The organism is Acuticoccus kalidii (assembly GCF_021556395.1).
GTDB classification, from domain to species: Bacteria; Pseudomonadota; Alphaproteobacteria; order Rhizobiales; family Amorphaceae; genus Acuticoccus; species Acuticoccus kalidii.
The window spans coordinates 432,569-450,641 of record NZ_JAKGCS010000033.1 but is presented as its reverse complement, the minus strand read 5'-3'; the positions used below and the strand labels follow the sequence as shown (position 1 = coordinate 450,641).

At 67.5% G+C, this 18,073-nt stretch carries 19 protein-coding genes; 11 read left to right on the top strand and 8 right to left on the bottom strand.

From position 1 onward, the window contains the following. The first annotated feature begins 100 nt into the window (after positions 1-100). The 5 genes from L1787_RS20615 to L1787_RS20595 all read left to right on the top strand — a co-directional run bounded on the left by L1787_RS20615 (position 101) and on the right by L1787_RS20595 (position 3,904). A complete protein-coding gene (locus tag L1787_RS20615) occupies positions 101-460 on the top strand; it encodes a BufA1 family periplasmic bufferin-type metallophore (RefSeq protein WP_439648307.1) in 360 nt (119 codons plus the stop codon). Positions 461-466: 6 nt separating this feature from the next. Continuing rightward, entirely contained in the window at positions 467-1,372 is a 906-nt protein-coding gene (gene bufB / locus L1787_RS20610) for an MNIO family bufferin maturase (RefSeq protein ID WP_235710985.1), read from the top strand. After that, positions 1,362-2,114, top strand: a complete 753-nt coding sequence (locus L1787_RS20605; RefSeq protein WP_235710984.1) for an HvfC/BufC N-terminal domain-containing protein — start codon at positions 1,362-1,364, stop codon at positions 2,112-2,114. Before bufB ends, L1787_RS20605 begins: the two co-directional genes overlap by 11 nt. Positions 2,115-2,282: 168 nt before the next feature. Further along, complete coding sequence (locus L1787_RS20600) at positions 2,283-2,852, top strand: DoxX family protein (RefSeq protein WP_235710983.1); 570 nt, start codon at positions 2,283-2,285, stop codon at positions 2,850-2,852. Further along, entirely contained in the window at positions 2,849-3,904 is a 1,056-nt protein-coding gene (locus L1787_RS20595; protein WP_235710982.1) for a threonine aldolase family protein, read from the top strand. The genes L1787_RS20600 and L1787_RS20595 overlap by 4 nt, the downstream gene beginning before the upstream one ends. A 90-nt stretch (positions 3,905-3,994) precedes the next feature. Here the strand turns inward: L1787_RS20595 and L1787_RS20590 are convergent, their stop codons facing one another. Then, entirely contained in the window at positions 3,995-4,450 is a 456-nt protein-coding gene (locus L1787_RS20590; RefSeq protein ID WP_235710981.1) for an Hsp20 family protein, read from the bottom strand. 148 nt (positions 4,451-4,598) lie between these two features. Between L1787_RS20590 and L1787_RS20585 the strand changes: the two genes are divergently transcribed. Genes L1787_RS20585 through L1787_RS20575 form a run of 3 tightly spaced genes read left to right on the top strand, consistent with a single transcriptional unit; the run spans position 4,599 to position 7,523 of the window. Next, positions 4,599-6,116: an alpha/beta fold hydrolase gene (locus L1787_RS20585; RefSeq protein WP_235710980.1), complete on the top strand. Its 1,518-nt coding sequence runs from the start codon at positions 4,599-4,601 to the stop codon at positions 6,114-6,116. 1 nt (position 6,117) lies between these two features. Next, the gene (locus L1787_RS20580; protein WP_235710979.1) at positions 6,118-6,813 is read left to right on the top strand and encodes a TerB family tellurite resistance protein; all 696 of its coding nucleotides are present in this window, start codon (positions 6,118-6,120) and stop codon (positions 6,811-6,813) included. Then, complete coding sequence (locus L1787_RS20575) at positions 6,810-7,523, top strand: N-acetylmuramoyl-L-alanine amidase (protein ID WP_235710978.1); 714 nt, start codon at positions 6,810-6,812, stop codon at positions 7,521-7,523. Before L1787_RS20580 ends, L1787_RS20575 begins: the two co-directional genes overlap by 4 nt. A gap of 11 nt (positions 7,524-7,534) precedes the next feature. Here L1787_RS20575 and L1787_RS20570 read toward each other — a convergent pair whose 3' ends face one another. Beyond that, positions 7,535-8,713 (bottom strand): lytic murein transglycosylase, encoded by a 1,179-nt coding sequence (locus L1787_RS20570; protein WP_235710977.1) that lies wholly within the window; start codon positions 8,711-8,713, stop codon positions 7,535-7,537. Positions 8,714-8,894: 181 nt separating this feature from the next. Here L1787_RS20570 and L1787_RS20565 point away from each other — a divergent pair, with 181 nt between their 5' ends. Next, a complete protein-coding gene (locus L1787_RS20565; RefSeq protein ID WP_235710976.1) occupies positions 8,895-9,893 on the top strand; it encodes a KpsF/GutQ family sugar-phosphate isomerase in 999 nt (332 codons plus the stop codon). Positions 9,894-9,948: 55 nt separating this feature from the next. On the opposite strand, the gene L1787_RS20560 is transcribed toward L1787_RS20565, so the two are convergent. The 4 genes from L1787_RS20560 to L1787_RS20545 are packed head-to-tail and all read right to left on the bottom strand — an operon-like array spanning position 9,949 to position 12,057. Continuing rightward, positions 9,949-10,710, bottom strand: a complete 762-nt coding sequence (locus L1787_RS20560) for an SDR family oxidoreductase (protein ID WP_235710975.1) — start codon at positions 10,708-10,710, stop codon at positions 9,949-9,951. Positions 10,711-10,751: 41 nt separating this feature from the next. After that, the gene (locus tag L1787_RS20555) at positions 10,752-11,549 is read right to left on the bottom strand and encodes an alpha/beta fold hydrolase (protein ID WP_235710974.1); all 798 of its coding nucleotides are present in this window, start codon (positions 11,547-11,549) and stop codon (positions 10,752-10,754) included. Further along, positions 11,546-11,860 (bottom strand): NIPSNAP family protein, encoded by a 315-nt coding sequence (locus L1787_RS20550; protein WP_235710973.1) that lies wholly within the window; start codon positions 11,858-11,860, stop codon positions 11,546-11,548. The genes L1787_RS20555 and L1787_RS20550 overlap by 4 nt, the downstream gene beginning before the upstream one ends. Positions 11,861-11,862: 2 nt before the next feature. Further along, entirely contained in the window at positions 11,863-12,057 is a 195-nt protein-coding gene (locus L1787_RS20545; RefSeq protein ID WP_235710972.1) for a hypothetical protein, read from the bottom strand. 278 nt (positions 12,058-12,335) lie between these two features. Between L1787_RS20545 and L1787_RS20540 the strand changes: the two genes are divergently transcribed. Together L1787_RS20540 and L1787_RS20535 are read left to right on the top strand one after the other, a co-directional pair. Continuing rightward, on the top strand, positions 12,336-14,408 hold the full coding sequence (locus L1787_RS20540) for a hydantoinase/oxoprolinase family protein (RefSeq protein WP_235710971.1): 2,073 nt from the start codon (positions 12,336-12,338) through the stop codon (positions 14,406-14,408). A 12-nt stretch (positions 14,409-14,420) separates the two neighbouring features. After that, entirely contained in the window at positions 14,421-16,061 is a 1,641-nt protein-coding gene (locus L1787_RS20535; RefSeq protein WP_235710970.1) for a hydantoinase B/oxoprolinase family protein, read from the top strand. A 17-nt stretch (positions 16,062-16,078) separates the two neighbouring features. On the opposite strand, the gene L1787_RS20530 is transcribed toward L1787_RS20535, so the two are convergent. Both L1787_RS20530 and L1787_RS20525 read right to left on the bottom strand, forming a co-directional pair. Further along, positions 16,079-16,834, bottom strand: coding sequence for an acetoacetate decarboxylase (locus L1787_RS20530; protein ID WP_235710969.1), 756 nt, complete (start codon positions 16,832-16,834; stop codon positions 16,079-16,081). Between the two features lie 48 nt (positions 16,835-16,882). Continuing rightward, the gene (locus L1787_RS20525) at positions 16,883-18,070 is read right to left on the bottom strand and encodes a DUF3734 domain-containing protein (RefSeq protein WP_235710968.1); all 1,188 of its coding nucleotides are present in this window, start codon (positions 18,068-18,070) and stop codon (positions 16,883-16,885) included. Positions 18,071-18,073: the final 3 nt, after the last annotated feature.

Here is an 18,073-nt window from a genome sequence, read left to right as displayed (position 1 = left end):
CGCGCGAATTCACAGATCAATCGCAGATTGTTCATTGTGTTGGGGCGAGAACGTCTATTAGCGTGCGGGCGATCGATTTGCCGATGCCCGGAGCCGACCGATGACCAACGTGTTCACCCTCGCCGCACTTGCCGGCGCCGTCGCCGCCGCGACCACCCTTGCGGTGAACGATGCGCGCGCCGCGGAAAACGAGAAGTGTTTCGGCGTCGCCCTCGCCGGCGAAAATGATTGCGCGGCCGGCCCCGGCACGACCTGCGCGGCGACGTCCACCGTGAACTATCAGGGCAACGCCTGGAAGCTCGTCCCCGCCGGCACCTGCACCGAGATCAAGCTGCCCGGCGGCCGCGTCGGCGCGACCGAGGCGACGCTGAAAACGGAAGGCTTCGACGGTCTCGACCGCGATCTTCCCGCCGGGACGAGCACCGCCGACCTCAAGCCCGTCGCCAAGCCGGCCGGCTGACAGGCGATGGCCGCGCCCACCCGCACCGACGGGACGATCCCGGCGCGGGCGGGCGTCGGCTTCAAGCTCGCCCACACCGAGGCGCTTCTCGCGGCGCCGGACCGGGTCGGCTTCGTCGAGATCCATGCCGAGAATTATATGGGCGCGGGTGGGCCGCCCCATCATGCGCTGTCGAAGGTGCGCGAGGTGCTGCCGGTCTCCCTCCACGGGGTCGGTCTGTCGATCGGCGGCGAAGCTCCCCTCGACGGGGACCATCTCGCCCGTCTCGCCGCCGTCGCGGCCCGCTATGAGCCGGGCCTCGTCTCCGAGCATCTCGCCTGGTCGACACACGCGGGCGCCTATTTCAACGACCTCCTGCCCCTGCCCTATACCGAGGCGACCCTTGCCCGTGTCGCCGACCATGTCGACGCGGTGCAGGCGGCGCTCGGCCGCACGATTCTTCTGGAAAATCCGTCGAGTTATGTCGCTTTCGCCGCCTCGACGATGAGCGAGACCGACTTCATCCGCGCCGTCGCCGCGCGCACGGGCTGCGGCCTCCTGCTCGACATCAACAACGTCTTTGTCTCCGCGACCAATCTCGGCCTCTCCGCTGAGGATTATCTCGCCGCCTTCCCTGTCGAGGCCGTCGGGGAGGTCCACCTCGCCGGCCATCTCGAGGAGGTCGACGCACGCGGCGAGCCCCTTCTGATCGACACGCACGACCGGCCGATCGCAAACCCGGTGTGGTCACTCTACCTCGCGCTCCTGCGCCGTCTCGGGCGCCCCACCCCGACCCTCATCGAATGGGACACGGACGTGCCCGCCTTCGAGACACTGGCGCGGGAGGCCGAAACCGCCGAGCGCCTCATGCGCGAGGTCGACGCCAACGCCAACGGGCACGCCGATGCCAATGGGCGAGCCGATGCGGCCTGAACCGCGCGACGTTCACGCCCAGTCCGCCTTCGCCGCTGCCCTGTCGGAACAAGACCGCGTCTCCGGCCTTCATGACGGGCGCGGGCGCGATGCTTCGGACCGCTTCGCCGTCTATCGAAACACCGTCCTCGCCGCCTCTTGCGAGGCGCTTGCCGCCCGCTTCCCCGCGACGCGCCGCCTCCTCGGCGGCCCGTTCTTCGACGCTGCCGCGGCGGACTATGCCCGCGCCAGCCGCCCGTCATCGCCGGTCCTGTCGGCCTATGGCGAGACGTTCCCCGACGCGCTCGCCGCGCTCGAGGGGCTCGCTGCGTACCCGTTCGTGATCGAAGCGGCGCGCATCGAGGCGGCCCACACCGAGGCCTATCACGCCGCCGACGCCGCCCCTCTCCCCGCCGACGCGCTCTCCCAGTTCGCGCCCGGCGCACTCGCCGATCTCGTCTTGCGCGCGCATCCGGCCACGCGCCTCGTCGATGCGCCGCGAGGCGGGCTCACCGCTTGGGCCGCGAACCAGGATCCCCCGCGTGAGGGCCTCGACGGTGCGGTCGCGCTCCTCACACGCCCCCACCAAACCGTCCGCGTGATGGGCCTCGACGCGCCGGCGGCGACCTTCGCGCGGCGGCTGATCGCGGGCGCGCCCCTCGCCGAAGCGGCCACCCTCGACGGGCTTGAACTGTCCGGCGCGCTCGCGTCTCTTCTGTCGATGGGCGCGTTCGCCGACGTCAGTGTTGCACAAAGGCCCTAGCGTTCGTTCGCCGCAGGTGGAATCACCGCTAGAGAGGAGAGAGCGCGTTCATTTCACGGCTCTCGCGTCACCGCCGCGCCCTGATCCCTCGATCGTCGGACGGCTCAGGAGAGACGGCAACTCGCGGTCACGTATGACGCATTCACACAATAAAAAAGAGGCTGCCCCATGCTGATCATCCTGCGGACGCACGACTTCGTGTTCCGCCTCTTCGATCGCATCTTCGGACGGTGGGTACTCGGCACGCTGGGCCGGCTCATCTTCGCGGGTGTTCTTCTCGTCTACTTCCTGGAGAGTGCGCTCACGAAGCTCGGCTCCGGGCTGCGGGGGCTGTTCGAACTCAGCCCGGCGGCCTATGCTCAAATTCTGCCGAAACAGATGGAGGCCGTCGGCTACGATCCGACGCAGCTTCCCCTCAACGATCAGATCCTCGTCTATGTCGGCACCTATGCCGAGATCATTCTGCCGATCCTCATCGTCATCGGCTTCCTGACGCGGATCGCCTCGGTCGGCATGATCGTCTTTCTCGCCGTGATGACCTATGTCGACATCAACGGCCACGACGTCGCCTCGTCGACGATCGGCGCCTGGTTCAACGGTGAGACCGCTTCGCCGATCACCGACATCCGCACCCTTTGGGGCTTCCTGCTTCTGACGCTGGTCTTTACGGGACCCGGCCCGTTCTCGCTCGACTATTTCTGGGGTCGGCGCATCCGGCGGCTCCGTCTGCCGCGATGACCTTCGCGTCCGACAATTGGGCCGGCGCCTGCGACAAGGTGATGGAGGCGCTCGCCGCGGTGAACACGGGTCTTGCCCCCTCTTATGGGGCGGATCCGGCCACGGCGCAGGCGCGCGAGGCTCTCTCGGCCTATTTCGAGAAGGAGGTCGCCGCCTTCTTCGTCTCCACCGGCAGCGCGGCGAACGCCCTCGCGGTCGCGAGCTATTCACGGCCCGGCGGCGTCGTCTTCTGCCATGTGGACGCGCATCTTTCGCGTGACGAGGCCGGCGCGCCGGCACTCGCCGCGCCCGGCCTCGCGCTCGACCTTCTCGACGGACCGCGCGGCATGATCGACCCGGACGCCTTCCGCCGGCGGCTCAGTGCCTACCCGGAAGGCGTCGTCCATCACGGCCAACCGGCCCTCGTGAGCCTGACCAATGTCAACGAGATCGGGCAGTGCTACGGCCCGCGCGAGGTCTCCGAGATCGCGATGATCGCCAAGGAGCGGGGCATGGCCGTCCACATGGACGGCGCGCGCTTTTCCAACGCGATTGCCCATCTCGGCGTGACACCGGCCGAACTCACCTGGCGGGCCGGCGTCGACGTTTTGTCCTTGGGATTGACCAAGGCCGGTGCCTGGTGCGCCGAAGTGGTCGTCTTCTTCGATCCGGCGATGCGGCGGGACGTCAGCTACCGGCACAAGCAGTACGCGCAGCTTTTGTCGAAGAACCGTTTCGTCGCCGCCCAGGTGTCGGCGATGCTGAAGGACAAGCTCGCGATCAACCTCGCGCGCCACGCCAACCGGATGGCGAGCGCTGTCGCCGAGGTCCTGTCGGCGAGCGGCAAGGCGCAGCTCGTCTACTCGCCCCAGTCGAACGAGGTCTTTGCCTACCTCTCCCCCGCCGCGCTCGACGCGCTCGTCGAGGTCGGCATCAAGACGGGCGGCTGGATGAGCGATTCGAAGACGCTGCCCGGTCCACGCTCGCCGGATTGGACGATGCAACGCTTCGTCGCGAGCTTCCGGACGACCGACACCGATGTCGCGCTGCTGAAAGACGCGCTCGCGGCATAGACGAGGCGTCGGCGAACACGAAAAAGGCGCTCCGGTCGACCCGGAGCGCCACATCACCATTCGCGCCGCGAGGTGGCGCGCCGGCGGTCGTCAGGCCGCCTGCTCGATGGTCTTCGGCTGATTGGCCGACTCGATCGCGATCGTGCGGGGCTTCTTGGCCTCCGGCACCTCACGCTTCAACGAGACGTGCAACAGGCCGTGCTCCAAGGAAGCTCCGGTCACGTGCACATGGTCGGCAAGCTGGAAACGACGCTCGAACGCCCGCGCCGCGATGCCGCGATACAGGATATTCTCGTCGTTCTGATCGGCCTCGGCCTTCTGGCCGGTGACGGTGAGCGAGCCCTCTTTGACCTCGACGGTCAGTTCATCCTCGGTAAAGCCGGCGACGGCCATCGTGATACGATATTCGTCCTCGGCGGTCCGCTCGATATTATAGGGCGGATAGCTCTGCGCCTGGTTCACGGCCGACGCGTTGTCGAGCAGCGAAAAGAGGCGGTCGAAACCGACGGTGGAGCGGTAAAGGGGGGTGAGATCGAATTGACGCATAGTCGTCCTCCATGAGAAGCAACGGTTGGTGGATAGCTGCCGATTGGCCAGCGATCCTGGTCTGGTTGCGGCCCCGTCTTGGCGACCGCACCCGAAATCTGGGCACCCCATCGGTGCCTTTCAAGGGTTTTTTGGCCGTGGAGAAAACGTGGCGATAGCGAACTGGGGGTCCACCGATCTCGGCGGCACCATCGGCACGTTGCACGCCGGAGCGACGTTGCGTGTCGCCCATTGGCCCGCCCTGTCCGAGGGGCAGGGCACGATCATCCTCGCCCAGGGCCGCGGCGAATTCATCGAGCTCTATGGCGAGACGATCGGCGATCTTCGCGCCCGAGGCCTCGCCGTCATCGCGTTCGATTTTCGCGGACAGGGCGGGTCCGACAAGCAGGCCCGCCGCGGTGGCCATATCGGCCGCTTCGCCGACTATCGGGACGATCTCGTCGCCGTCGTGCGCTATGCCGGGCAGATCGGTCTGCCGCGCCCTTTCTATGTTCTCGGCCATTCGATGGGCGGCCTCGCCGCGTTGATGGCGGCGCCCTTTCTCGCCGAAGAGGTGGACCGGATCGTCCTCACCGCGCCGATGCTCGAAGTGATCGGCCTACCCGCTTCGCCGGGCCTCCTGAGCGCCGCATCGACCGCCGGATCCCTCGTCGGCCTCGGCCGCATTCCGGTCCAGCGCGAGACGGGCAACACGCCGTTCGCGAACAACCGCCTCACCAGCGACAAAGCGCGTTATGACGCCCTCATCGCCCTCGCCGATGCCAATCCGGAGCTGATGGTCGGCCCGCCGACGCTCGGCTGGCTGCGCGCCGCACTCGGCGCGATGCGGCGCGTCATGGCGACGAAGGGGCGGCCGCTCGCCGTTCCGACCCTCTTCATCGCGAGCGGGCACGACCGCGTGGTGTCGACGGTCGCGATCGATCGTTTCGCGCGGGGGACCGCCGGCGGCGGTCTCGTGATCATTCCGGGCGCGCGCCACCAGGTCCACCTGGAGCGCGACGAATTGCGCAAACTCTTCTTCGCCGCATTCGACGCCTTCGTGACGAACGCCCCGCCGCGTCTGGCACGCGCGCGTCCGGCCCGTTCGCGGCGGGTGCAGCGCTTCACCCTCGGCGGTGAGGGCGCGCCGAACCTGCCGGGCGCTGCGGCCGCTCCCTCCTCCCCCCTCTCCCCCGCCTCCGAGCCGCGCCCGGCCGATATCGCCGCCGTCGAAGCCGCCGCGGAGATCGCCGCCGCCGAGGCCGAGAGCGGGCAGAGCGGCGAGGCAAAGCTCGCCGAGGTGGTGACGCTGCTCGCGGCCGATCCCCCGCAGCCGGCGGCGGAGCGACCGAAGCTTGCCGCATCGGACCGTCTTCGCGCCGGTCTGAAACGCAGCCGCTTGCACCGCCGCGACCGGGCGCCGAAGCCTGGCGCGGCCGATCCCGCGATCGCCGAGCCCGATTTCGCGAAGACCGACTTGGCAAAGACCGGCTCGGACGAGAACGCGGCCCCCCACGCCGCCCCCGCATCGCAAAGCGCGTCCGAAAAACCGGGCGCCACCGGCGCCAACGAGGCGGACACGACGCCGGGCGCCGGCCGGCCGATCGACATCACCGGGCATGACCGCATCGCGCCGCCCAGCCGACGCGGCCGCCTCGGATCGAAACTTCTGCCAAGGCGACGGTGACGTGGCGCTCTGGGACCAACTCGCACAAGTCGTCCAATCGGTGGGCGCCTTCGGGGCGGATACGTTCGATCGCCTGCGCACGGTGACCGGCACCGGCCCGCAATCGCGGCAAGCCGCCTTCTCGATGGCGGTCGTCGCGCTCGCGGCGAAGATGGCGAAGGCGGACGGCGTCGTCACGATGTCGGAGGCGGCGACCTTCTGGCGCCGCTTCGACGTGCCGGACGACGCGCGCAAATCGATCCGCCGGCTGTTCGACCTCGCCCAGCGCGACGTCGCCGGCTTCGAGGCCTACGCCCAGCGCATCACCCGCCTCTTTCCCGACGACGATGCGTTGAAGGAGGACATTCTCGACATCCTCTTCACGATCGCCGCGGCAGATGGTGTGATCCACGAGGCGGAGCTCGACTTTCTGGAGCGCGTCGCCGCGATTTTCGGGCTCGACCCGGTCGAATTCAACCGCGTCAAAGCGAGCCATCTGGAGCCCGAGCACGACCCCTATGCCGTCCTCTGCCTGCCGCGCGATGCGACGTGGGAGACGGTGCGGCGCCGCTATCGCACCCTCGTCGCCGAGCATCACCCCGACCGCCTCATCGCGCGCGGCGTGCCGGAAGAGTTCTTGCGCGTCGCCACCGACCGCCTCGCCTCGATCAACGCGGCCTATGAGGCGATCCAGCGTCAGATGCGCCCATCGGCATGAGCGCGTTCACCTCACCGAACCACAATGCGCGGCCCGAGGGCACGCGGCCCGACATCATCGTCATCCATTATACCGACATGGCGAGCGCGGACGCCGCCGCGCGCTGGCTCTGCAATCCGGCCTCGAAGGTGTCGTGTCATTATCTCATCGAGGCCGGCGGACGCCTCGTCCAGATGGTGGAGGAGGAACGGCGCGCCTGGCACGCCGGGCTGAGCTTCTGGGACGGAACGGACGACATCAACTCCCGCTCGATCGGCATCGAGCTCGACAATCCGGGCCACCGTCCCGACGCGCCGACCTTCCCCGACGCGCAGATCGAGGCGCTGATCGACCTGGTGGCGCAAATTCGCGGGCGCTGGCCCGTGCCGAAGCGCAATGTCGTCGCCCACTCCGACATCGCGCCGATGCGCAAGATCGATCCGGGCGAGCGTTTTCCGTGGCGAACGCTCGCGCTGGCGGGGCACGCGCTCTATGTCCCGCCGCCCGAGACGCCCGCCACCTATGACGAGGCCGCGCTAAAGGCGACGTTGCGCGAGGCGGGATATGGCGTGGAGGACGACGAGGCGGCCTTCGCGGCCCTCGTCAGAGCGTTCCACCGCCGGCATCTTCCCGAGCGAGTCGAGGCGCCGGCGGACGGGTGGACGCTCGCCGCAGCCCGCGCCTTCGCCGAGGCGGTGCGGGCCGAGAGGGCGGCGGCCGCCCTCTCCTGAGCCGTCGCGGATCAGCGGCGCTGAAGCTCGTTCAGAAGCCGCGTCGAGGCGAATCCGTCGGGCACGCTGCCGGCAGACTGCTGATATTTGCGGATCGCGTCGCGCGTCATCGGGCCGACCTGGCCGTCGACGCCGCCGGTGGAGAAGCCGCGGCGGGTCAGGAGCGACTGCATTTCCCGGACCTGGGTGCGCGATAGCGGGCGCTCGTCACGCGGCCACTTCTGGGAGAAGTCGCCGCCGCCGATGATCCGATCGGAGAGATGCCCGACGCCGAGCGCATAGGCGTCGGCGTTATTGTAGCGCTTGATGACATCGAAATTGTGCAGCATCAGGAACGCCGGACCATTCGCGCCGGCGGGATAATAGAGATAGGCCTGATCGCTCGGACGCGGCCACGACCGGCCGTTCACGCGCTTGATCCCGTAGCGCTCCCAATCCGCGAGCGACCGCTTCTTCCGCCCGTCCGCGAGGCTGTGATTGAAGTTGCGCGGCACGACGACCTCGTAACCCCACGTCTCGCCGTAATTCCAGCCGTGCTTGGCGAGATAGTTCGCGGTCGACGCGAAGGCGTCGGGGATCGAATTCCAGATATCGCGCTTGCCGTCGCCGTCATGGTCGGCGGCGTAGGCCTGCCAGCTCGTCGGGATGAACTGGGTGTGCCCCATCGCGGCGCCCCAGGAGGATTCCATGTCGTTGATCGAGATGTGGCCGTCCTGGGCGATCTTGATCGCGGTGACGAATTGCTGCGTCCAGAAATCCTCGCGCCGGCCGCTGGAACAGGCGAGCGTCGCCGCGGCGCGCACGGCATTATGGTCGCCCATATAGGAGCCGTAACTCGTCTCCATGCCCCAGATCGCGAGGATGACCTGCGGGTCGACCTTGAAGCGCTGCGACACGCTCTGCAGCGTCGACTGGTATTCGCGATATTTCCGGCGCCCGTCCGAAACACGCTTGTCGGACACGGCGCTGTCCAGGTATTCCCAAATCGGCTTGACGAATTCGGATTGATTGTTGACGAGCTTCAGCGTCGTCGGATCGGGTCTCAGATTGCGAGTCGCCGCATCGAAATTGGCACGGGTGACACCGATACGTTGCGCTGCAGACCACTTACCCGCCACGCACTGTGAAAACGCGTCGGCACTCGCCGTCGGTGTCGACAGAGCGAGAGCAACGGTGGCGACCGCTGTCATGGTCAGCGCCCGGCCTCCGACGCGGTCGGTCAAGATTGAAAGGGATTCGCGCATATCGCGGACTCCAACTGCAACGCCACTCCCGCGCTGCATCACACAGAAACTGTTAAGGACGTCCTCATTTTGCATGAAATCGATCGCGGATTAAGACACCCTTATGTCGCTGGTAGAGAGAGTCGAAATGACCGTCGTTGAGTTGCGCCCTGGCCCCGGAGACCGGGACGTCGTGGCGTCCGCGAGCCGGACCATCAAGGCCGAAGCGGCCGCCCTCGATGCCCTCGAAAAGGCCCTCGAAGGCCCCTTGGGTCGCAATGTCGCGCGTGCCGTCGAGCGGATGGCGGCCTGCGAAGGCCGCGTCATCGTGACCGGCATGGGAAAATCCGGCCATATCAGCGCGAAAATCTCCGCGACGCTGGCCTCCACCGGGACGCCCGCCCAGTTCGTCCACCCCGCCGAGGCGAGCCACGGCGATCTCGGGATGATCACCGCGAAGGACGTGGTGCTCGCCCTCTCATGGTCGGGCGAATCGAAAGAGCTCGCCTCGATCCTCGCCTACGCCAAGCGCTTCGGCGTGACGGTGATCGCGATCACCTCGCGCGCGAAATCCGCGCTCGCGAAGGCCGCCGACATCCCGCTCGTCCTGCCGGCGAGCCGTGAGGCCTGCCCGCTCGGCCTCGCGCCGACCTCGTCGTCGACACAGCAGCTCGTGATGGGCGATGCGCTCGCCGTCGCGCTCCTCGAAAAGCGCGGCTTCACCTCCGACGATTTCCACGTCTTCCACCCCGGCGGCCGCCTCGGCGCGCGCCTCCAGTTCGTGCGCGATCTCATGCATCAGGGGGACGAAATTCCCCTCGTCGCGCACGGCACGCTGATGAGCGACGCGATCCTCGCGATGACGAACAAGGGATTCGGCATTCTCGGCGTCATCGACGAGGCCGGGGCGCTCTGCGGCGTCATCACCGACGGCGACCTGCGCCGCCATCTGCATGACGGCCTCCTCGCCCACAAGGTCGAAAGCGTCATGAGCGACGCGCCGAAGACGATCGAGCCGGGCGTCGTCGCCTCGGCCGCGCTCGACGTGATGAACGGGGCGAAGATCTCCGCCCTCTTCGTCGTCGACCGGAACCGGCCCGTCGGCATTCTTCACATGCACGACCTGTTGCGCGCCGGCGTCGTCTGACGCCGCGCGCCGATTTGCGCGGCCGGGGCGATCGCCCCGAACCGCCGGGACCGCGTCAGCGCGCGGTCCAGCCGCCGTCCACCACCAGCGTGGAGCCGGTCGAGAAGGACGAATCGTCCGATGCGAGATAGAGCATCCCGCGCGCGATCTCGAGCGGCGTGCCGAGGCGCTCCATGATTTGGCGCTGCTCGAGCTCGTGGCGAAGCTTCGCGGCATCGGGCGATTCGGCGAAGATCTTCGAGAAATAAGGCGTCTCGATCGTTCCCGGCGCGACGGCGTTGATGCGGATCTTCGCCTTCGCGTGGTCCATCGCCATCGCCCGCGTCAGAGCGTCCACCGCCCCCTTGGAGGCGACATAGGCGGCGCGGTTATAAATGCCGACCACCGCCCCTGCCGACGCGGTGTTGACGATCACGCCGCCGCCTTGCGCCTCCATTACCGGGATCGCGTGCTTGCAGCCGAGATAGACGCCCCGGACATTCACCGCGAAGAGCGCTTCCCAATCCTCGACCGCGGTGTCGACCACCGTACCGGCGAAGCCGTAGCCGGCATTGTTGACGAGGATGTCGAGCTTGCCGTGGCGCGCGACGGCGTCCTCGATCATGCCCTTCACCTCGCCTTCCTGGGTGACGTCGACCGTGTAGGGCGTCGCCTTGCCGCCGGCCGACACGATCTCGTCGGCGACCTTGGTCGCGGCCGCGCTGTTGCGGTCGGCGACGACCACGGTGGCCCCTTCCGTGGCGAAGAGTTTCGCCGCCTCGTGGCCGATCCCCGATCCGCCGCCTGTGATGATCGCAACCTTGCCGACAAGCTTCATCGTCGTTTCTCTTTCGAAGTGTTTGGCCGATCGTGGCCCGATTATCGTGATGCGCCGAAGGCGCGAACCGTCTCGACGAAGCGCTCCGTCCGCGAGACCGGAAAGAAGTGTCCCCCATCGGGATAGAGCACGAGCTCCGGCCCCGGCAGGGCCTCGGCAAGCGCCCGCTGCAAGAAGGCGGGGACGACGACGTCGTCGAGTGCGCCGAGAACGAGGGTCTTCATCGACACGAGGTGCGTCGAGGCCGACCCGTCGAAGGCGAGCAACGCATGGATCCGCTCGCGGACGACCTTGCGCGCCACCTCGCTCGACGGCGCGCGGGCGACGGCGTTCTCGTACTGGGCGATATTCTCTTCGAGCCATTCCGGCGGATAGGACAGGAGCGCGGCCATGCCGGCATAGGCCTCTGGCGACAGGTCGAGCAGCGACAGCCGCGTTTCGAAGAGGGCGCCCATATAGACGCTCGGCCGCAGCCAGGTCGCGCTCAGGATCAACCCGTCGAGCCGGTGGCCCGCCTGATGGGCGACCGCCTGACCGATGCACCCGCCGGTCGAGTGACCGAGGAGCGTCGCGGTCTCGATCCCGGCCTCGTCGAGCACCGCGAGAGCATCGCTCGCAAGGCAAGCGATGTCACAGGTCGCCGTGCCCCGCGAGGAGGCGCCGATGCCGCGTTGATCGAAGCGGATGACCTCGAAATCTTTGGAGAGCGCGGGGACCGTCGGCCCCCAGAAGCTCGCCGTGCCGCCGAGACCGGAGACGAGGAGGAGCGCCGGCCCCTCCCCTTCGCGGCTCGCCTTCAACACCGCGCCGTCGGCGGTCGTCACATCGAAGGTGGTCATTGAAGCGGGGAGAATTCGACGGGGGTGAGGATACGCGTCTCCTGCGTGTCGATGAGGTCGGTCACGCGCGACAGATATTCCTTCCACGCGGGATCGGCGAGCATCGCCTTCCGCTTTTCCATCCGCTCGTCGAGGCTCTGATAGCCCCAGAGCGCGACCACGCGGTTCAACTCGCCGATCTCCGTCGTGAAGTAGGCGACGAACGTGCCGAGGTGCTTCTTCTGGATCGGCAGGCCGTATTGCCCGTAAAGCGCCACGAACTCGGGCAGCTTTCCGGCCTTGATCCGGTAATCTCTCTCTTCGTAAATCATGGTCACTTCTTGTCGAAGGCGTCGTCGGCCCAGCCGAAGACCGGGCGACGCGCAAGTTCCGCGATGGTCTCCGGGCGCGAGAGCCGCTCGGCGGCCGAATGGCCCGGCATGACGATGATCTCCTCGTTGCGGTCGTGCGTGGGGCCGCAGACGAACGCGCTCGGCGCATCCGTCTGCGGGCCGGCCGAGAACCACAAACGCCTGCCTCGTCCGGGCCGAATGCAATCCGCCACGACCTCGCCCGCAGTTTGAGGACAAATGGCGCCAGCACAAGACCGTTTGCGCCCGGCGCTGCGCAAACGATGCGCAATATTCCGCGATATGGAATGTCCTCGCGGCGGCCAAACCTCGCGCATCCTCGTCGGCGCGTGCGAGTGCCCAAGGTTCGACCAGCGCCCAATCTCTGACCAGATGCGGATTGACCCCGGCCACGCAGCGCCCGATAAGGCCGGCGCAATCGACTTTGGGAGTGCTGATGCTACGCCTTGGGATCGACATCGGCGGGACATTCACCGACTTCGCGCTCATCGACGGGAGCGCCCGCCGCACCGTCATCCACAAGCGGCTGACGACGCCCGATGATCCGGCGCGGGCCGTGCTCGAAGGCGTCGCCTCTATCGCGGACGAGGCCGGCATCGCGGTCGGCGCGATCGAGGAGATCATCCACGGCACGACGCTCGTCACCAATGCGCTGATCGAACGGCGCGGGGCGAAGGTCGGCATGCTCGTCACCGAGGGCTTTCGCGACACCTTCGATATCGGCCAGGAACAGCGCTACGACCTTTACGACATGCGCCTTCGGTTCGCCGAACCGCTGGTCCCCCGCCGGCACCGGGTCGAGATCGCGGAGCGGATCACCCACACCGGCGCCGTGCTGACGCCGCTCGACGAGGCGGCGGTGCGCAGCGCCCTTGCCTATCTCGTCGAGACCGAAGGGTGCGAGGCGATCGCGGTTTGCTATCTCCACGCCTATCGGAGCGCGACGCACGAGGAGGCGACCGAGGCGATCGCGAGGTCGCTCTATCCCGAGATCCCGGTCTCCACCTCCTCCGGCGTCTTTCCCTATGCGCGCGAGTTCGAGCGCTGGACGACGACCTGCGCGAACGCCTACGCGCAGCCGATGGTCGACACCTATCTCGCGCGGCTCACCGACGGGCTCGCGGAAATCGGCTTTGCCGGCCGTCTCGCGATCATCGGCTCGGGCGGCGGATTGATGTCGCCCGAGACGGCGCGACAGCACCCGGTGCGGCTTCTGGAGTCCGGCCCCGCCGCGGGGGTCCTCATGGCGGCGCGGCTCGGCGAGGCACACCGGATCGACAATCTCCTCTCCTTCGATCTCGGCGGCACGACGGCGAAGGGCGCGCTCGTGCGGGGCGGCAAGCCGTTCAAGACCTATTCGTTCGAGGCGGCCCACGCCTACAAGCATAAGAGCGGCAGCGGGCTGAAGCTGCAGATCCCCGTCATCGACATGGCCGAGATCGGCTCCGGCGGGGGCAGCATCGTGCGGATCGACCAGCTCGGCCTGATGCGGGTCGGCCCGGAGAGTGCGGGCGCAATGCCCGGCCCCGTCGCCTATGGACGGGGCGGCAAGGAGGCGACCCTCACCGACGCCAACCTCGTACTCGGCTATCTCGATGCGGACTATTTTCTCGGCGGCGCGATGCGCCTCGACGCGGCGGGCGCGCGCAACGCCCTCGACGCGCGAGGCAAGCCGCTCGGCCTCGAGACCTTGCGCACCGCTTGGGGCATTCACGACATCGCCAACGAGGACATCAGCCGCGCCTTCCGGATGCACGCGACCGAGCGCGGGTTCGACTATCGCCGCTCCGGCATGGCGGCCTTCGGCGGCGGCGGGCCGATCCACGCCGCGCGGATCGCGCGCAAGCTCAAGGTGCCGCAGGTGGTGTTCCCGGCCGGCGCGGGCGTGATGTCGGCGTTCGGGATGCTGTCGGGCGCGGCGCAGTTCGAAGTGATCCGCTCCCACCGCACCGCGATCGATGCCCTCACCGGCGACGATTTCAAACGGGCGTTCGCCCCGCTCGAGGAAGAGGCGTCCGCCTATCTCCTCTCGGCCGGCCTCGCGCCGGAGGCGATCAGCATCGAGCGGCGGCTCGACATGCGCTATCGCGGCCAGGGCTACGACATCGAGGTCGCGCTGCCGCCCGGCGATCCCGCCGCGCTCCTCGCCGCGCTGCCGGCCCTCTTCGACGCAGCCTATGGCGCGGTCTTCGAGGTGACGCTCGACGAGCCGGTCGAGATCGTCAGCCTCAAGGTGGAGGCCTCGGGTCCGCGCCCGGTGCCGGTCCCGATCCTCGCGAAGGCCACCGGCTCGGCCGAAGACGCGCTCAAAGGCTCCCGCATGGCCTATTTCCCGACGGCGGGCGGCCTCATCGATACGCCGGTCTATGACCGCTATCGCCTCACCACGGATGCCGAGGTGACGGGCCCCGCCCTCATCGAAGAGCGCGAATCGACCGTCCTCCTCGATGCCGGCGATGTCGGCACCGTCACCCCGTCGGGCGACATCGTCGCCGCCATCGCACTCTGAGGAGGGCTTCGCATGACCGCAGAACGCTTCGACGCCGTCGACCTCTCGATCCTGTGGGAACGCCTCGTCTCGATCACCGACGAGGGCGCGACGGCGCTGATCCGCACCTCCTTCTCGACGCTGGTGCGCGAGGGCTTCGACCTCTCGATCCTGATCTTCGACGCCGCCGGGCGCATGATCGCGCAGAGCACGAAGTGCATTCCCGTCTTCATCGGCACGGCGCCGGTGACGCTATCGCATATGCTGATGAAATTCGGCGGCAAGCTGAAGCCGGGCGATGTCGTCGTCTCCAACGATCCGACGATCGGCACCGGCCACATGTACGACCTCGCCGTGATGCGCCCGATCTTCCGCAACGGCGAGATCGCCGGCTACGCCATGAGCATCACCCATCTGCCCGATATCGGCGGCATGGGGTTTTCGGTCTCGGCGCGCGAGATCTACCATGAGGGGCTGCGGCTGCCGATCCTGAAGCTCGTCAAGGAAGGCGTCCTCGACGAGGATATCGTCGAGCTGATCCGCCTTAATGTGCGCGTCTCCGATCAGGTGATGGGGGACATCCATGCGAGCATCGCCGCGAGCGCCGTCGTCGCCCGCCAGGTGCTCGACTTCATGGAGGAATATGACCTCGCTTCGCTGACCCCGCTCGCCGACGAGATCCTCGCCCAGACGGAAGCCGCCGTGCGCACCGCCCTCGCCGCGCTGCCAGACGCCGAATATACGAGCGAGACCGACGTCGAGGCGCACGAGGAGGTGCGCACCCTCAAGTGCCGCATCAACAAGGCGGGCGAGAGCCTCACCATCGATTTCGAGGGCACGGGTCCCTGTGTCGGCGCGGGCATCAACGTGCCGTTTCCCTATACCCGCTCAATGGCGCTCTACGCGATCAAATGCCTGACGACGCCCGACATTCCGAACAATGACGGCTCGACCGTGCCGATCACCGTCACCGCGCCGGTCGGCTCGATCCTCAACGCGGTGCCCCCCGCCGCCTCCGCCGGCCGGCACACGATCGGCCATTTCGTCGTTCCGCTGATCTATGCGGCGATGGCCGAGATCGTGCCCGACCGCGTGACGGCGGCCTCCGGCCTCACCGACATCATGACGATCCAGGGGCGGCACGCCGACGGCTCGGAGCTGTCGGCCACCTATTTCGCGGCCGGCGGTTTCGGCGGTCTCGACGGGCTCGACGGCCGCCAGACGACGCCGGGCTCCTCCAATATCGGCACGACGCCGATCGAGGTGTTCGAGCCGCTCTCCGGCCTTCTCGTCGAAAAGAAGGCGCTCCGGCCCGATTCGGGCGGCGCCGGCCAATTCCGCGGCGGGGCGGGGCAGACCATCGTCCTCAGGAACGCCACCGGCCATCCGATGACCGTGTTCTCGATGGCGAACCGCACGCAATTTCCGGCCGAAGGCCTCTTCGGCGGCAAGGCGGGTGCGCTCCGCGAGCATCTCATCGACGGCGAGCCGGTGAGCGGCCAGGGCCGGCACACATTGATGCCGGACGGCCGCCTCACCCTCAACCAGGCGGGCGGCGGCGGCTACGGTCCGCCCGCCAAACGGCCGACGGCCGCCGTGCGCGCCGACCTCGAAGCGGGCTTCCTCAGCCCCGACGGCGCCGCCCGCGCCTATGGCGTGCGCTGGGACGACTGAACGCCGGCCGGGGGGCCTCAGTCCTTCAGATAGTCGTGGATCACCTCGCCGAGCCCGAGGGTGATGTCGGCGATATAGTGGCTGCCGGACACCACCTCGTGGACCGGCAGCTTGTTCACGTCGCAGCTCACATGGTCGAAGAGCTGAAGCGCCGCCGGCCCTTCCCAGGCCCCCTTCAGCGTGATGTCTTCCATATAATAGCGGACGAGTTCGCAGACCCGCGCGGTGCCGTCGACGTGCGGGATGATCTTGATCATGAAGGCGGGGTTATCCATCCCCTTGCGCACCGCCGCCATGTCCGCCTCGCGGTGCTTGTAGCCCATGGTGGCGTTGACACAGAGGACGGAGCCATAATGCAGCGTTCCGACGAGCGTTTCGGCCTCGTGGATGATTTTCGGGCACGCAAGCTTTTTCGGAAAGCCCCAGATCTCGCGCCCGCCGGCGATCGGTGAATTGTCGTCGAGATACATCGCGTGGACATAGCCGCCGGTCTGCACCTCGCCGGAGGGCGTCGTATAGCGCACCGGGATCACCTGGCCGGTCTCGGTATAGTCGCCGAAGCCGGTGGAATCGGGCATGCGGATAAATTCATACGCCACCGTGTCGCCCACCGGCTCCAGCGGCTCCGGGACCACGGCGCGCAGCTTTTCGGGGTCGGTGCGGTAGGTGATGACCACGAATTCGCGGTTGTAGAATTTATAAGGCGGCTTCGGATAGGCCGGGTTGGTGAGCGGCATCGCGAAGGCATTGGCGCGGACGTCGGCGATCTTCATGGCGTCTTCCGTGATGTTGCGGAGCCGAGGCGCTCCTTCGGGATGCGGTCAGGTGAGGTCGGCGACGTCGAAGGTCGCGACGCCGTCGGGCGTTTGCGGGCGGGCGAGCACATCCGGGAAGCGCAAGGTCCGGCTCGCGTCGTTGTAGCCGGCCTCCCAATGCTCTTCCATCGTGAGCCGCGAGAACTCGTAATCCTTCGACGACCCTTCGTAATTCTTCGCCCGGTAGATGAGATGGACGATGTTGTAGACCTTGCGGTCGGCCTCGTTCATCAGGAGGGCGAGGTCCGGATCGTCCTGCAACGCCTCGCGATCGGGCACGTGCTCGAGAAGATCGCACAGAGCCCGCCGCATCCGCTGCATCTTCTTGAACTGGTCGGTCGCCGCGCGGGTGCGGCTCGAAAAGCGGATGTCCTTCTGGCGCACATCCTGGCTGATGAGATCGCGGGGGAAGTCACCGCGCGAGCTCCACAGGTCCACCTGAAAGGCGAGCGTGTCGCGCCGCGGCTTGCTTTCGAGCACCCATTGAAGCGGCGTGTTGGAGACGAGACCGCCGTCCCAATAATATTCCCCCTCCACCTTGGCCGCCGGAAAGCCCGGCGGCAGCGCACCGGACGCCATGACGTGCTCGGGGCCGATATCGTGGGTGGTGGAATCGAAATAGGCGAAATTTCCCGATCGGACGTTCACCGCACCGACGGAAAAGCGCGTCTCTCCGGCGTTGATCCGGTCGAAATCGACAAGCCTTTCGAGGGTGTCGCGAAGCGGGGTGACATCATAAAAGCTCTGCGCCTCCATGCTGCCGGCCGGATGGAGATAAGGCGGCAAGGTGCGCGGCGCGAAGAAGTTCGGCGCGCCCCCCATCATCGTGGAGAAGGCGCGGGCCTGATTGAGGAGTTGGTGGGCGAGGTCGCCGCGCGGCGCGGCGTTTCCGAAAAAGGAGAGCATCGCGGCGGTGGGCGTGGTCGGCGGGCTCGTGACCAGCTCCCAAAATGTGCGCAGGGCCTCGACGCGCTTTCCCTTCGGATTGCCCGCGATCAGAGCGCAATTGACCGCGCCGATCGAAATACCGGCGACCCAATCGGGGTGAAGATCGTTCTCGGCGAGCGCCTGATAGACCCCGGCCTGATAGGATCCGAGCGCGCCGCCGCCCTGTAGAAGCAGCGCAATGCGTTCGAACGGCAGCGACTGTCGCGGCCGGACGGTCTTGAGCTTCGCCTTCGTGGGGTCGTTCATCGG